Here is a 15,006-nt window from a genome sequence, read left to right as displayed (position 1 = left end):
GATAGCTGAACAGATGGGAATGGCCCCACGATAAGCAGCGCATCGTCATAACGCAAACGCATTGTTCTTCTATCTAAATATGCAAGAAGCGGTAGGCCGAGCTTGAACCCGAGCGGTCATTGCGGCTAAGCTTGTGCACGTCAGATGCATTTCGCAGGAACTCCATTCATGAAACTCGACGAGATCGAAGCCTTCGTGGCAGTCGTGCGCAGCGAATCGCTGAGCCAGGCCGCCGAAGCGCTCGAACTGACTCAACCCGCCGTCACGCGCCGCATCCAGAACTTCGAGGAAGCGCTGGGCGTCGCGCTGCTCGACCGCAACACCAAACCGTTGCGCGCCACGCCGATGGGCCGCACGGTCTACGAACAATGCCGCGCGATCCAGCGCGAAGTCGACGCGCTGCGCCAGCTCGTGAACGACGGCGCGCCGCTCGCGGGCGTGCTGCGCCTCGGCGTCGCGCAAACGGTCGCCGACATCGCCATGCTCGACGCGCTGCAGGCGCTGCGCGCGGCGCATCCCGAATTGCAGGCGCGGGTGTCGACCGGCTGGGGCGCACCGCTGCTGCAAAAAGTGGAAGACGGCGAACTCGATGCCGCCGTGGTGCTGCTACCCGCGAATCGCGCGCTGCCCGAGACGCTGGCGGGCGAGATGCTCGGCACGCTCAAGCTCGCCGTGGTCGCGCAAAAAGGCTTGCTCAAGCGGCGCGCGCATACGCTGGCGGAGTGCCAGGCATATGGCTGGGTGCTCAATCCGGACGGCTGCGGCTTTCGCGCGGGCTTGCAGCACGCGCTCGCCGCGCAGGGCCATTCGCTGCGGCTGAACCTTGAAACGCTGGGCGCGGAATTGCAGCTCGGGCTGGTCGCCGACGGCGTGGGTCTCGGCCTCGTGCCGCAGCCGCTCGTGACCGCGAGCGCGCACGCGGATCGACTCGATGTCGTGCAGATCGCCGATTTCAAGCCGGAAATCGCGGTGTGGATCGTGCGTTCGCGCGCAATCGGGCGCATGGAATCGGCGCTTGCGGTGCTCGCACAAAGTATCGCGCGCCGCTTCAAGGCGGCGCGCATCGCTAAAGCGGCATGACGGACAAGGCTCGTTTCGAGCCTTGTTTTCCAGCCTCAAAACACACTGCTCAAATCACGAAGAACCCGTGCGTGCCGTCGCGCCCGAGTTGATCGACGAGTCCGTACTCCCATTCGAGGTACGCGTTCATCGCCTCGCGCGCGTTGCCGGTGCCTTCATACGGACGCCGGTAGCGGTCGATGCGCGGCGAGGCCAGCGTCGCTTCGCCTTCCTCCACCGGCAGCCCCGCGCGTATCCACGCCGACGTGCCGCCTTCCAGCACCTCGACGGGCTTGCCCGTGAGCGCGGCGATGTCGGGCGCGGCGAACGGCGCAAGCGCGTTCGTCATGCACACGGCCACGTAGCGCTTCGCGTCGGGCAACGCGCGCAGATCGGCGAAACCGGGCGCGAGATGCGAACGCAGCGTCCAGTACGCGCCCGGAATATGCGCCTTCACGTGATTCGCGCTCGACGTGAAATCGAGCACCACGGTGCCGTGATCCGCTTCGGCGAGCCGCGCCGCGAGTACCTCGGGCGTGATCGACATCACGGGCGCGGGTAACGGTTTTTGTGCTTGCCACGCGCCGTGCGCGTCGAGGTCGGCGGGCGACGCATCGTCGATCACATACACATCGTGATTCATCTGCGCGAGCCACGACGCCGTCATGTTCGCGCGCACGCCGTCGTCGTCGAACAGCACCACGCGCGCGCCGCGCACCGGCGCGAACATTTCCGTTTCCTGCACGAGCTGACCGCCGGGCGCGCCGACGAAGCCGCCCGCATGCGCGTGTTCGTATTCCTCGGGCGTGCGCACGTCGAAGCGATAAGTCGTGCGCTGCGTGTCCGCCGCCCAGCGCGCGGCTTCGGCGATCGTCGTGCGGCCCACGCCCGCGCGGTCGGCCAGCGTGCGCGCCGCGCGTTGCGACGTGTCGAGCGTGGCGTCGTCGCGGCCCGCGTGTGTGTCGAAGCGGCGCGCGCTGCCGTGCTCCAGCGTCTGTCCCGCGAGCGTCCAGCCGATCGTGCCGTTGCGCAGCGCGGCGACCGGATTCGGCAGCCCCGCATTCACGAGCGATTGCGCGCCGATGATGCTGCGCGTGCGCCCCGCGCAATTGACGATCACGCGCGTGGCCGGATTGGGCGCGAGCGCGCGGGCGCGCAGCGCGAGTTCCGCGCCCGGCACGCTGATGCTGCCGGGAATGTTCATGGTGCGGTATTCGTCGAAGCGGCGCGCGTCGAGCACCACCACGTCGGCGCCGCTGCGCAGCAGCGCATCGACGGACTCGGCGGACAGCGACGGCGTATGACGCTGCGCTTCCACGAATTCTCCGAACGCCTTGCTCGGCACGTTGACGTCGCGAAACACCTCGCCGCCCGCATCGATCCAGCCGCGCAGACCGCCTTCGAGCAGCGCGACATCGGTATAACCGAGCGCGTCGAGCCGCTGCGCCGCGCGTTCGGCGAAGCCTTCGCCGTCGTCGAGCAGGATGATCGGCACGTTGCGGCGCGGCAGTTTGGTCCACGCATCGAGTTCGAGTTTCGCGAGCGGCAGGTTCGCCGCGAACAACGGGTGGCACTGCGCGTGCGGATCTTCCTCGCGCACGTCGAGCAGGGCGATTTCGCGTTTCGCGAGCAGGGCGGCGCGCACGTCGTGAAGGCTGCGCGTGGGAAATGACTTCATGTGACGGGGTGTTCCTTGCTGAGGTCCCAGAGGTTCGGGAGAAGGTCGTTCGAATAGCCGGAGATGAACGGTTTGGGCGGCGCGTCGGCGGGATAGGTCGCGCGGCGCACCGCGCCGATGTTCGCGCCGTACACGTGGATGCTGATCGACACGCGGTCGTCGAAGGCGTTGCGCACGCGATGAATGTCGCCGATGGCGGGCGAGACCGCTTCCACGTCGCCGCGCGCGAGACGCACTTCCGCGCCGTCTTCGCGCAGCGCGCCCTGCGCGTCGCGCCGGTACGCCTGCGCATACTCCGCGCCGCGCAGCACGCCGATGAGCCCCCACACCGTATGGTCGTGCACGGGCGTGCGTTGACCCGGCCCCCAGACGAAGCTCACGACCGAAAAGCGTTCGCGCGCGTCGGCGTGCAGCAGATATTGGCAATAGCGCTCGGGCGAAGGTTGCGCGAACGCGTCGGGCAGCCAGTCGTCGTCGCGTACGAGATCGCGCAAGGCGGCGAGGCCGCGTTCGATCAGCGCGGGTTCTTCGGGCGCTTCGTCGACGAGACGCGCGATCTCGCCGACGAAGTGACGCAGTTTGTGGATCGCCATCAGTCGAGCAAGTCCGGTTCGGCGGCGACGAGGCCCGCGTAAAGGCTCTCGAACGCGTATTGCGCGCCGCCGGGGCGGCCCACCTGCTGATGCGTGAGCGCGGCCACGTCGTGCGGGATGCGCTGCGGCGTGCCCGCCGCTTCGGCGAGCAGTTGCGCGTGGCAGGCGTTGTCGAGCGCGATGTACCACCACGCGGCGGCCTCCACGCTCGGGCCGGCGGTCAGGATGCCGTGATTCTTGAGGATCGCGGCCTTGTGCTGACCGAGCGCGGCGGCAATGCGCGCGCCTTCGCCGGTATCGAGCACGACGCCCTGGAAATCGTCGAACAGCGCGTGGTCCTCGTAGAACGAGCAGGCGTCCTGGGTCAGCGGATCGAGCGTGCGGCCGAGCGTCGACCACGCCTTGCCGTAGAGCGAGTGCGTGTGGGCGGCGGCTACCACGTCGGGGCGCGCTTCGTGGATGGCGGCGTGAATCGCGAAGGCGGCCTGATTGACGGGGCCGTGACCGACCACGATCTCGCCGTGCCGGTTCACGAGCAGCAGGTCCGAGACGCGGATGCGCCCGAAGTGCAGGCCGAGCGGATTGACCCAGAAGTGGTCGGGCCATTCGGGGTCGCGCGCGGTGATGTGGCCCGCGAGCCCCTGATCGAAGCCGTAGCGTGCGAACAGGCGAAACGCGCCCGCGAGCCGTTCCTGGCGATGACGGCGTTCTTCGGCGACGCTGCGCGCGCTGGCGGCGGTGTCGTCGTCGAACCAGAAGCGGCGCACGGGCGGCTGGCGGAAATCCTGGGCGATATCGAGCGTGGTGGTCATGATGCGTTCCGGTTCGTCGATCAAGCCGCCTTCGACACCGCTTTTGAAGCGGTCAAGCGCGAGGTCAGTTCGCGCGTGGCCGGAATCAGCACACGGCCATAGTCGATGGCGTCTTCGAGCGGATCGAAGCCGCGAATCAGGAAGGTCGTGACGCCCAGCGCGTGATACTCGGCGAGCGTCTGCGCGACCTGCTCGGGCGTGCCGACGAGCGCGGTCGAATTCGAGCGTCCGCCGATTTCCTTCGCGACGGCGGTCCACAGCCGATCGTCGGCGCGCACGCCGTCGCCGCTCGCCGCGAGCAGACGCCGCGCGCCTTCGCTCTGCAACGGGCCGCCGGCCGCGACGCCCTGTTCGGCGCGCAGACGGCGCGTTGCTTCGAGGATGTGCTCGGCGCGCGCCCACGCGGCCTTTTCCGTGTCGGCGAGAATCGGGCGGAACGACACTGAGAAGCGCACGCTGCGGCCATGTTTGGCCGCTTCGCCGCGCACGCGCTCGATCAGTTCCTTCACCTGCTGCTGCGATTCGCCCCACAGCGCGTAGACGTCGGCGTGCTTGCCCGCGACTTCGAGCGCGGCCGCCGACGCGCCGCCGAAATAGATCGGCACGTGCGGCTGCTGGCGCGGCTTGATTTCCGAATGCGCCTGCTCGAAGCGATAAAAGCGGCCCGTGTGATCGAACGGCTTCTCCTCGGTCCAGACACGCTTGAGGATCTGCAGATACTCGTCGGTGCGCGCGTAGCGTTCGTCGTGCGTGAGGAAGTCGCCGTCGCGGCGCTGGTCGGTGTCGCTGCCGCCCGAAATGAAGTGGACCGCGAGACGGCCGCCCGAGAAGTGATCGAGCGTGGCGAGCTGGCGCGCGGCGAGCGTCGGCGCGACGAAGCCGGGACGGTGCGCGAGCATGAAATGCACGCGCGAGGTCACGCTCGCGGCGTAGGCGATGGTGAGCGTCGCGTCCGGGCTCACGGAGCTGTGCGGCACGAGAATGCGGTCGAATCCGGCGTTTTCGTGCGCCTGCGCGAACTGGCGCACATAGTCGACGTCGATTGCGGGGCCTTGCGCAAGATGGGTTTCAGATACCTTGCGCTGCTGGATCATGCCTATGAATTCGACGCTCATCGTGACTCCTGGGCTGGCGGACGCCGGATCGCCGCCGGCGCGCATTGTCGTGTTGGGGGAGAGCGCGGCGCGCACGAACGCCACGCCGCCGATCGAATGCAGCCTATCACCGCGTCATGCGCAATTTAAATAGTGATTTCGTATAAAGATTTCAGATGTGCATGTTAAGGATGCCCCGCGGGAGGCCCGGCCAGGCGATCAAGCGGGCAAAAAAAACCGCGCTCCCGCGTGAGCGGGGAGCGCGGCTGGCGACGTGACCTGCGCGTGGCGCTTATTTCGATACTTACTTCGACATCGCGCCCGATGCGCCGTGGTCCATCCCCATGGCACTGTCCTTCTTCATCGGCTTGCTGGCCTTGTCGTGGGACATCGCGCCGCCCTTGCCCATGTCGTCCTTCGACATGGCGTCCTTGCCCATCGTGTCCTTCTGCATGCTGTCTTTCGACATGGCGTCGTTCGACATCGCGCCGTTGCTTTGCGCGAAGGCGCTGCCCGCGCTCAGGCCCAGCGTGGCGGCGAGGGAAACGGCGGCGAGTGCGGCGATCGTGATCTTCTTCATGAGCGTGCTCCTGGTGAGTGAAATGTACCGCGCAAAGCGGAGTGAAAAAACGAGGTGAAAAAAACGAGGTGAAAATAGCGAAGCGTCACGAACCGCCGAACCAGTTGTAGCCCTGGTCGACCCAGTAACCGCCCGGATACGTGTTCGTGACGACAATCTCGACGATGTGCTTGGGGTTCTTGTAGCCGAGCTTGGTCGGCATGCGCAGCTTCATCGGATAGCCGTATTTGGCGGGCAGACGCTGGCCGTCATAATCGAACGCGAGCAGCGTCTGCGGATGCAGCGCCGTGGCCATGTCGATGCTTTCGTAGTAATCGTCGGCGCAGCGAAAGGCCACGTAGTGCGCGCTCGTGTCCGCGCCCACGCGGCGCAGGAAGTCGCCGAACGGCGTGCCGCCCCAGCGCCCGATTGCGCTCCAGCCTTCCACGCAGATATGCCGCGTGATCTGATCGGCGCGCGGCAACGCGTAGAGTTCGGGCAGCGTCCACACGCGCTGGCCGCTCACGAGCCCGCCGAGCTTGAGCCGGTAGCTGCCGCCATCCACCACGGGCGCCTGATCCTCGCTATAGAACGCGTTGAACGGAAACGGCCGCGTGATCTGCGCTTCGCTATAAGTCGGCGCGAGCTGGTGCGGATTGAAGATGAACGCCTGCACGCGGTCGTTCAGACGCGACACGGCGCCAAGCAGCGTGTTGACCGAGGCGTCGTCGGTGATCGAACAGCCGGTCAGCATCGAGAGGCCGCCGAGCGTGAGCAGGCGCTTGCCGAACAGACGCCGCGCGGGCATGTCGAGCTTGTCGATCGCGCGGCGCGCGTCGGTGAGAATCGCCGCGCGGTCCACGGTGACGATGCGCGTATTCTTCGTATTCATTTGGAATCCTTATGGAAATCTCGATGCCGGTTTCGCGAAACGGCGCGGCGTTCAGCGTCCGCGCAACATCGTGAGCAGCGAGCGCGGCACGAGCGCGACCATCGTCACGTGAACCACCACGAACGCCGCGAGCAGCGCCATCGCGCAGAAGTGCACCACGCGGGCGCGGTCGTAGCCGCCCATCAGTTCGCGCAGCAGGGGAAACTGCACCGACTTCCAGATCGCGAGACCCGACAGCACCAGCACGATCAGATCGCCGATGGCGACGAGATACGCGAGCTTCTGCACGGCGTTGTACTCGCGCAGGTCGGCGTGCGAGAGCTTGCCCGCGAGCGCGGCGCGCAGATCGCGCAGCACGGCGCGCGGACTCAGCGGCAAGAACTTCGCGAACAGGCGGCCGCTCGCGAGATTCAGGCCGAGATAGACGAGGCCGTTGAAGAACAGCAGCCACATCGCCGTGAAATGCCATTGCAGCGCGCCGCCGAGCCAGCCGCCCAGCGTGATCGACGGCGGAATGACGATGCCGCGAAACACCGGCGATGCGTCGTAGATGCGCCAGCCCGAGAACATCATGACGAGCGCCGCGAGCGCGTTGAGCCAGTGCGTGACGCGCAGCCAGAGCGGATGAATCGGGCGTTCGCGGCGCGCCGCAGGCGACGCTGGCGGCGTGGTGTGCTCGATGGCGTTCGGCGTTCCGGTGGTCGGTCCCATGGCGAATTCCTCGTGGGGCAAGTGCGATGCGGTTACGGTGAATTCGCCGCGTGCGCTTCGCCGGTTACAGCGCGCGTGAAAAATTTTCGCGCGTGCCGCGCTGCGCCGCGCGATTCAATTCACGCCGCGTGTAACCGGCGCGCCGCCCGCGACGAATTACGTCGACACGGCACGCGCGAGCGGCGTATGAGCGAACGAATACGGAGCATCAACAAGGTGAGCTGGGCAAAAGCGGCAAAGCGATGGCGGATGCAGGAACCCGACAGCGGAGGTGGCGACGGCGTCGGCGCGGGCGCTATTGCGATGCGCAACGGGTTCGGCTACGCTCGGAGCATCGAACCCGTATTACACGCGGGTTCGGCCAGCCGCAAGCCCGTTGCAAGCTTTCACCAGGCGGGCGCTCCCGTCACGCCAACCGACCGCTGCGACAGCCCAGGACGCCCTTTGTATCCCGCGGAAATCCGTCTCAAAGCGCTCTTCGTCAGCGGACTGGAAGGTGACGCGGACGCTTATCGCAGCTTCCTGCAAGAGTTGACGCGTCATTTGCGCGGCTATCTGCGCCGCCGCATTCCGCAATTGCACGACGACGTCGAAGATCTCGTGCAGGAAATCCTGCTCGCGGTGCACAACGCGCGTCACACGTGGCGTCCCGACGAACCGCTCACGGCCTGGGTGCACGCGATCGCCCGCTACAAACTGATGGACTTTTTCCGCTCGCGCGCGCGCCGCGAATCGCTCAACGATCCGCTCGACGACCATGCCGATCTGTTCGCCACGCCCGACGACGAACCGGCGCAGGCGCGCCGCGACATCGGCAAGCTGCTCGACCAGTTGCCGGACAAGCAGCGCCTGCCCATCGTGCATGTGAAGCTCGAAGGCATGTCGGTGGTGGAGACGGCGAAGCTCACGGGGCTTTCGGAATCGGCGGTGAAAGTGGGCATCCACCGCGGCCTCAAGGCGCTCGCCGCGCGCATCCGGGGGGCGCAATGAAAACCGACGACCTGATCAGCCTGCTGTCGACGGGCGTCGCCAGAGTGGACCGCAAGGTCGCGCTGCGCCGCTTCGCGCGCGCGCTGCCGCTGGGTTTCGCGGGTTCGCTCGTGCTGATGAGCATCGTGTTCGGTGTGCGCCACGATCTGCTGACGGTCGCGCAGACGCCGATCTTCTGGGCCAAGCTCGCGTTTCCGGTTTGCGTGGCGCTGGCGGCGGCGCTCGCAGTGAGCCGTGTCGGCCGTCCCGGTGTGCGTGGCGGTTATGCGTGGGCGTTGCTGGTCGTGCCGTTCGTGGCCGTGTGGGCGGGCGGCTGGATCACGCTCGGCGCAGCCGAACCCGCGCAGCGCGCGACGCTCGTGCTCGGCCTCTCGTGGCGCACCTGTCCGTTCAATATCGTGCTGCTGTCGGTGCCCACGTTCGCGGCGGTGTTCTGGGCCGCGCGCGGTCTCGCGCCGACGCGCCCGCGCGTGGCGGGCGCCGCCGCCGGACTGTTCGCGAGCGCGCTGGCGACCATCGCCTACTGCGCGCATTGCCCGGAGATGAGCCCGGCGTTCTGGAGCGTCTGGTACGCGATCGGCATGTTGCTGCCCGCCGCCATCGGCGCGTGGCTCGGGCCGCGGCTGCTGCGCTGGTAAGCGCGGCCGCGCGCGGTCGATCGGGCAGTCGGCGTCTACTCGAATTCGCCGGTGCGCTGCGTTGCGGCGGCCAACTGCCGCGTCTCGCGCATCGAGCGCGGATGCCATAGCCGCGCGCCGCCCTCGATGCCGCGATCGTTCGGCACGGTCGCCACGTTCGGCGGCAGCGTGAAAGTGAGCCGTTCGGCATTGCCGCCGCCGATCCAGAGCTTGTCGTAATGCACGAGCGAGTCGAGAATGCCGATCACCTTCTCGACGCGCGCGTTCCAGCGCTTGTTGCCGGCCTTTTTGCGCGCCGCGTCGCCGATATATTCGTCATACGCGTGCTTCTTGCTGACCGGATGATGCGCGAGTTCGAGATGCGGCATCAGCTCGCCGTCGCGGAACAGCGCGGTGCCCGCGCCCGTGCCGAGCGTCAGCACGAATTCGAGGCCGCGTCCTTCGATGGCGGCGAAACCCTGCATTTCCGCATCGTTGATCATGCGCACCGATGCCACGCCGAGCCGCTCGCCGAGCAGCCGCGCGAGCGGCACGTCGTTCCAGCCGTCCACGCCGAGATGCGGCGCCGTGAGCACGCGGTTGTCGCGCACGAAGCCCGGAAAGCCGATCGAAATGTGCTGCGGCGGATATTGCTCGACCAGCGGCTGAACGAGCGTATGCAGGGTCTCGACCAGCAGATCCGGCGGACACGGATGTGGCGTCGCCACGCGCACGCGGTCGGTCCGCATGGTGCCGTTCGCGTCGATGATGGCCGCTTTCAGGCCGGTGCCGCCGATGTCGATGGCGAGAATGTTTTCGGGCGCGCGCGTGCGTCTGGCCGGGGCTTGCTTCGCCACGGTTTGCTTCGAGCTGGTCTTTTTAACCGCCGTAGCGCGCTTCGCCGTTGCTTTCCGCGTACCCGACGTACTCGGCGTCGTTGTTTTTCGTGCTGTTGCCACTCGCTCCTCCATGGTTCGTCCGTGCGATAACTCGAGTTTATGAGCTTGCGGGCTCGTCCGCAGCGAGCGCGCGCCAGGCGCGTCCGTCGCGAGCGAGCAGCGCGTCGGCTTCGGCGGGGCCGGCGCTGCCTGCGGGATAGTCGTGCACCGGTATCGGCGCGCCGCGCGGATGCAGCACGCCATCGACGGCGGCCCACGCGGACTCGATGCTGTCGGCGCGCTGGAACAGCGTCTGGTCGCCGAGCATGCAGTCGTACAGCAGCGTCTCGTAGCCGACGTTGGCCTGCTCCGCGAAGAACTGGTTGTAGTCGAACGACGAATACGCCGGGCCCACTCGCATGACCGGCCCCGGCACCTTCACGTTGAAATCGAAGCGCGTGCCGTGCGTCGGGTCGATGCGCAGCGTCAGCACGTTCGGCGTGAGCGCGTCGACGGGCGTGTCGCGAAACAGCCGGAACGGCACGCTCTTGAGTTGCACCGAGATTTCCGTGTGCCGCGCCGCGAGCCGCTTGCCGGTACGCAGATAAAACGGCACGCCCGCCCAGCGCCAGTTGTCGATATGCACGCGCGCGGCCGCATAAGTGGGCGTCGTGCTGTCCTTCGCCACGTTCGGTTCGTCGCGATACGCCGCGCCCGCCGGACCTTTCGCGTATTGCCCGAACACCACGTCCTCGCGTTTGAGTGGCTGCAGTGCGTCGAAGATCTCGGCCTTGCGGTTGCGCACCGACTCCGCGTCGAACGAGTTCGGCGGCTCCATCGCGATCATGCCGAGCAACTGGAACAGATGGTTCGGCACCATGTCGCGGAACGCGCCGGTCGGCTCGTAGAAACTGCCGCGCCCTTCCACGCCGATCACTTCCGACGCCGTGATCTGCACGCTGTCGATATATTCGCGTCGCCAGATGGGCTCGAACATCGCATTCGCGAAGCGCACCGCGAGAATGCTCTGCACGGTGTCCTTGCCGAGAAAATGGTCGATGCGATAGACCTGCGATTCCTGCGCGAAACGCAGCAGATGCTGGTTCAGATCGCGCGCGGTGGCGAGGTCGGTGCCGAAGGGCTTTTCGATCACGATACGGCGGAACGGGCCGCTGCCTTGATCGCCATTCTTGTCGCCATCGCCGTCCTGCTTGAGCAGACCCGCCTTGCCGAGCCGCTCGATGATCGGCTTGAAAAAGCGCGCGCCCACGGCGAGATAGAACACGACATTGCCGCGTTTTTCGCCGTCGAGCTTTTGTGCGAGCTGCTGATAAGGCGCGTCGTCCTCGAAGTCGCCGGCCATGTAGTGCAGACGCTGCGCGACCCAGTCCCACGCACGCTCGTCGAGCTTGCCGGCGTGAAAGGTGCTGGCCTTGTCAGCGGCGAATTGCGCGAGTGCGTCGTGCAGGTCGTTGCGCCAGGCGTCGGTGGCGCGCTCGCCGTGATTGACGCCGATGATCTGCATGCCGCCGTCGAGCAGACCGTCGACAGCGAGGTTGTAGATCGCCGGCATCAGCAGGCGTTTCGTCAGGTCGCCGCCCGCGCCGAAGATCACGAGCGTGCAGGGCGGCGCGGGATGTTCGCCGGCGGCCGACGCGCTCGCGCGCGGCGCGGCTAGCGGGTTCTGGGCGGTGTGCGGATCGGCGGGCAGCTTGGCGGCCTGGTTTGCGGTGCTTGCGGGGGTATTCGTCGGCATGATTTCGCTTCGGTTGAACGTGAACGTTCTCTGTGAGCAAGTGCGATACCTTGACGGACCCGCGCGCCGCGCGCGGAGTTCCATCGGTCTGCCGCGCTGAAAGCGATCTGTAACACGAAGGCGCGCGCGGCTGACGTAAACTGGTCAGCTGATTCCGCTGCCGAAGACGAGGATTCCCGCCCATCATGACGAACGCGATGACCGATGCGAACGCCGATGCAAGCGTGGACGGCAACTGGCTTGTTGCGCGCCGCGACGCCGAGACGGGCATCGAAGGCCTGCGCGCGCATTTCAGCGGTCACGCCTACGATCCGCACGATCACGACGACATGCTGATCGGCTACACGGAGCAGGGCGTCCAGCGTTTCCAGTGCCATCGCGCGCTGCACACGAGCGTGCCGGGCCGCGCGATCCTGATCGAGCCGGGCGCGCTGCACGACGGCCACGCGCCCGAGACCGAGGGCTTCACTTACGCGATGCTCTACCTGCCGCAGACGTGGGTCGCGCATGCCGCGCAGCGGCTCGATCTGCCCGGACTCGGCGGCGTGGAAGCCGCGTTCGGCCAGACGCTCGTGGACGACCGCGCGCTCGTCGAATCGATTCGTCAGGCCTTTCTCGCGATCTACGGCGACGAGGGCCGCCTCGCGCGCGACCAGTCGCTCGACCGCCTGCTGATGCTGCTCGGCGGCCAGTTGCGCGAGACGCTGGCCGATGCCGCTCACCTGAACGGCAGCGCGGCGCCGCCCGCGATCGCGCGCGTGCGTGACGCGCTGCACGCGCACATGGACGGCAACCTCGGCCTCGACGACCTCGTGCAGATCGCGGGCATCGACCGTTTCCGGCTCACGCGGCTATTTCAGCGCGCGTTCGGCACGTCGCCGCATGCGTATCTGGTGCGCTTGCGGCTGCGCGCCGCGCGCCGTCTGCTGGCGGCGGGGCGCACGCCCGCGCAGGTCGCGGCGGAAGTCGGTTTCGCCGATCAGAGCCACCTCGGACGCTGGTTCCGCCGCGCCTACCGGATGACGCCCGCCGCCTACCGGCGCATGTGCACAAACGTTCCAGACTGATGCCCCGGACGTCGCCGATCATGGGCGGCTTGTTCATTCCGGATGCAATCATGTTCGATACGAAAGTGGCCCTGATCGTGCGCGACGATCTCGCCGTCTGGCAAAAGCTCAATGTGGTCGCGTTTCTCGCGACCGGCGTGGCCGCCGCCGCGCCCGACGCGCTGGGCGAACCGTACGAGGACGCCGCCGGGCGTCGGTACGGCCGCATGCTCGGCCAGCCGATGATGGTGTTCACCGCCGATCTGCCGGGCTTGCAGGCCGCGCATCGCCAGGCGATGTCGCGCGAGGTGCGGATCGTGCCCTATGTGCACGCGATGTTCTCGACGGGCCACGACGCCGCCAATCGCGAGGTGTTTCGCGCTGAGGACGCGGACCATCTGAATCTCGTGGGCATCGCGTTGCACGGGCCGAAGAAAGCCGTCGACAAGGCCGTGAAAGGTCTCAAGCTGCACGCGTGAGCGTCAAGCCTCGCGCCGAATCAGTCGCGCGGCAGCGCGTCGAGCGCGGCGCGCAACTCGCCGACCACGTTCGACCAGTCGTCGCGCCGCGTCTGGCGAAACAGGCGCGCGTTCGCGTACCACGGCGTATCGCTGCGCGCGAGTTGCCAGCGCCAGTCGGGCATGAAGGGCAGCGCGATCCACACCGGCTTGCCGAGCGCGCCTGCGAGATGCGCCACGGCCGTATCCACGCTGATCACAAGATCGAGCCGTGAAATGAACGCGGCGGTGTCGGCGAAATTCGAAAGGCGCGCCGACACGTCGCGCAGCACGCCGCGTTGTTCGAGTTGCGCGAGTGTGTCGCGATCACGCTCGCGGATATCCGGTTGCAGCGCGAAAAAGCGCGCGTCGGCGTCGAAGAGCGGCAAGAGCTGTTCGAGCGTCATAGAACGATTGCGGTCGTTCAGATGCGTGCGGCTGCCCGACCAGACGATGCCGATGTTGGGTTTGCGCTCGCTGCTGCCATCACTGCTGCCGTTGTTATCGGCGAGCACGTCGTTCCATGGCGCGGTATCCACGTTGGCATCGAGATACGGCGCAGTCGCGGCCAGATCGGCCGCGCGCAATTTCAGCACGAAAGGCAGGCTCAACAGCGGGATGTGATAGTCGAACGGCGGTGCTGCGTCCGCTTCGCCGATCACCTCGGCCGCGCCGCGATAGCCGCGCAGAAGCGGCAACAGCGCGTCCTGCACGCGCAGCACGACGCGCGCGCCCGCCGCGCTCAACCGATCGACGAAACGCAGGAATTGCAGCGTGTCGCCATAACCTTGTTCGTGATGCACGAACAGCGTCTTGCCCGCGACCGGCTGCGCGCCGGTCCAGAGCGTCTGCGCCGGGAAGCCGTGATCCTGGCTGCCGTCGCGCCAGCGCCATTCGTATTCGCGCCAGCCGTGCTCGAATTCGCCGCGCAGCAAATTGGTCTGCGCGCGATTCGTGCGCGCGCCCGCATCGTTCGGATCGATGCTGAGCGCCTTCTTGAACTGCTGCATCGCCTCGTCGAAACGCCCGAGATCGCGCAGCGCCACGCCCAGATTCACATGCGCGAGCACGAAGCGCGGATTGAGCGCGATGGCGTGCCGGTACGCGTCGAGTTCCTCGTTGTAGCGCGCCATGGTGCCGAGCAGCGTGCCGCGGTTGTAATGCGCTTCGGGCGAGCGCGGCTGCAATTTGCAGAGTTGCTCCATCGTGGCCAGCGCGCGCGCCGGCTGCTCCAGACGAATCAGCGCCATCGCCACGCCCAGCACCGATTCCGCGTGATGCGGCGAGCGCGCGAGTGCGCGTTCGTAAAGCGCGAGTGCATCGGCGTGACGCTGCGCGAGCTGGCAGACCTGCGCGGCGAAATGCAATTGCTCCGTCGACATCGTCATATTGGCCGCCGCACGCACGAGATAATCGGCGGCGCGCGCGTGATCGCCCTGACGCGCGGCGAGATAGCCGAGACCTTCGAGTGCTTCGCCGTGATCGGGCGCGTGGTTCAGGACGTCTTGCAGGAGACGCGCGGCGTCGTCGGTTTGCCCGGCGGCGGCGTGTTGTTGCGCGGCGTCGAGCGCGCGTTCGATATCACGATTCATGGCGAGGCGGGAGAAAGGCAGACGTCGGGCCGACGATAAACGCGCCGTGAACGAACGACAAGCGCGCCCGGCAACGCGGCCCGAAAGCGGCTCATTGTAAGGGATCGCCCGCACGGTCGCATGATACGAACGGCCCGCCGCGAAGCGCTGTGCACGCGTACCGATTGCGCAAATCGCTCAAGCAATTTCGTAATTTGCCGTAATTAGTAATATTTGGCATTTCCTGCGCGCA

The 15,006-nt window shown here is 67.0% G+C and carries 15 protein-coding genes; 5 read left to right on the top strand and 10 right to left on the bottom strand.

The genetic code is table 11. The features are described from left to right. The first annotated feature begins 168 nt into the window (after positions 1-168). Complete coding sequence (locus G5S35_RS27245; protein WP_065061509.1) at positions 169-1,080, top strand: LysR family transcriptional regulator; 912 nt, start codon at positions 169-171, stop codon at positions 1,078-1,080. 49 nt (positions 1,081-1,129) lie between these two features. Here G5S35_RS27245 and G5S35_RS27240 read toward each other — a convergent pair whose 3' ends face one another. The 7 genes from G5S35_RS27240 to G5S35_RS27210 form a co-directional block, all read right to left on the bottom strand. Beyond that, the gene (locus G5S35_RS27240; protein ID WP_065061510.1) at positions 1,130-2,737 is read right to left on the bottom strand and encodes a rhodanese-related sulfurtransferase; all 1,608 of its coding nucleotides are present in this window, start codon (positions 2,735-2,737) and stop codon (positions 1,130-1,132) included. After that, positions 2,734-3,330 carry a cysteine dioxygenase family protein gene (locus G5S35_RS27235; RefSeq protein ID WP_065061511.1) on the bottom strand — a complete coding sequence of 199 codons (597 nt, stop codon included), beginning with the start codon at positions 3,328-3,330 and terminating at the stop codon, positions 2,734-2,736. The genes G5S35_RS27240 and G5S35_RS27235 overlap by 4 nt, the downstream gene beginning before the upstream one ends. Further along, positions 3,330-4,142, bottom strand: a complete 813-nt coding sequence (locus tag G5S35_RS27230; protein WP_183039491.1) for a class II aldolase/adducin family protein — start codon at positions 4,140-4,142, stop codon at positions 3,330-3,332. Before G5S35_RS27230 ends, G5S35_RS27235 begins: the two co-directional genes overlap by 1 nt. A gap of 20 nt (positions 4,143-4,162) precedes the next feature. Further along, on the bottom strand, positions 4,163-5,257 hold the full coding sequence (locus tag G5S35_RS27225; protein WP_176080924.1) for an LLM class flavin-dependent oxidoreductase: 1,095 nt from the start codon (positions 5,255-5,257) through the stop codon (positions 4,163-4,165). A gap of 283 nt (positions 5,258-5,540) precedes the next feature. Beyond that, positions 5,541-5,816 carry a pentapeptide MXKDX repeat protein gene (locus G5S35_RS27220; protein WP_074981826.1) on the bottom strand — a complete coding sequence of 92 codons (276 nt, stop codon included), beginning with the start codon at positions 5,814-5,816 and terminating at the stop codon, positions 5,541-5,543. Between the two features lie 85 nt (positions 5,817-5,901). Continuing rightward, positions 5,902-6,687, bottom strand: coding sequence for a molybdopterin-dependent oxidoreductase (locus tag G5S35_RS27215; RefSeq protein WP_074981827.1), 786 nt, complete (start codon positions 6,685-6,687; stop codon positions 5,902-5,904). Positions 6,688-6,738: 51 nt separating this feature from the next. Then, positions 6,739-7,398, bottom strand: coding sequence for a cytochrome b/b6 domain-containing protein (locus G5S35_RS27210; RefSeq protein WP_183039490.1), 660 nt, complete (start codon positions 7,396-7,398; stop codon positions 6,739-6,741). A 444-nt stretch (positions 7,399-7,842) separates the two neighbouring features. Between G5S35_RS27210 and G5S35_RS27205 the strand changes: the two genes are divergently transcribed. Beyond that, a complete protein-coding gene (locus tag G5S35_RS27205; protein WP_074981830.1) occupies positions 7,843-8,388 on the top strand; it encodes a sigma-70 family RNA polymerase sigma factor in 546 nt (181 codons plus the stop codon). Then, positions 8,385-9,026: a DUF1109 domain-containing protein gene (locus G5S35_RS27200; protein ID WP_065061516.1), complete on the top strand. Its 642-nt coding sequence runs from the start codon at positions 8,385-8,387 to the stop codon at positions 9,024-9,026. The genes G5S35_RS27205 and G5S35_RS27200 overlap by 4 nt, the downstream gene beginning before the upstream one ends. Before the next feature lie 35 nt (positions 9,027-9,061). Here G5S35_RS27200 and G5S35_RS27195 read toward each other — a convergent pair whose 3' ends face one another. Both G5S35_RS27195 and zwf read right to left on the bottom strand, forming a co-directional pair. Continuing rightward, positions 9,062-9,862, bottom strand: coding sequence for an ROK family protein (locus G5S35_RS27195; RefSeq protein WP_065061517.1), 801 nt, complete (start codon positions 9,860-9,862; stop codon positions 9,062-9,064). Positions 9,863-10,001: 139 nt separating this feature from the next. After that, the gene (gene zwf / locus G5S35_RS27190; RefSeq protein ID WP_183039489.1) at positions 10,002-11,639 is read right to left on the bottom strand and encodes a glucose-6-phosphate dehydrogenase; all 1,638 of its coding nucleotides are present in this window, start codon (positions 11,637-11,639) and stop codon (positions 10,002-10,004) included. A 185-nt stretch (positions 11,640-11,824) separates the two neighbouring features. Here zwf and G5S35_RS27185 point away from each other — a divergent pair, with 185 nt between their 5' ends. Both G5S35_RS27185 and G5S35_RS27180 read left to right on the top strand, forming a co-directional pair. Further along, a complete protein-coding gene (locus G5S35_RS27185) occupies positions 11,825-12,706 on the top strand; it encodes an AraC family transcriptional regulator (RefSeq protein WP_237181477.1) in 882 nt (293 codons plus the stop codon). 50 nt (positions 12,707-12,756) lie between these two features. Next, on the top strand, positions 12,757-13,164 hold the full coding sequence (locus G5S35_RS27180; RefSeq protein ID WP_110329209.1) for a DUF2000 domain-containing protein: 408 nt from the start codon (positions 12,757-12,759) through the stop codon (positions 13,162-13,164). A 20-nt stretch (positions 13,165-13,184) separates the two neighbouring features. On the opposite strand, the gene G5S35_RS27175 is transcribed toward G5S35_RS27180, so the two are convergent. Beyond that, the gene (locus tag G5S35_RS27175) at positions 13,185-14,774 is read right to left on the bottom strand and encodes a tetratricopeptide repeat protein (RefSeq protein WP_183039488.1); all 1,590 of its coding nucleotides are present in this window, start codon (positions 14,772-14,774) and stop codon (positions 13,185-13,187) included. Between the last annotated feature and the right edge of the window lie 232 nt (positions 14,775-15,006).

The sequence above is a fragment of the Paraburkholderia tropica genome (assembly GCF_014171495.1).
In the GTDB taxonomy this organism is placed as follows: domain Bacteria; phylum Pseudomonadota; class Gammaproteobacteria; order Burkholderiales; family Burkholderiaceae; genus Paraburkholderia; species Paraburkholderia tropica.
This window is presented reverse-complemented; position numbering and strand designations above follow the sequence as displayed.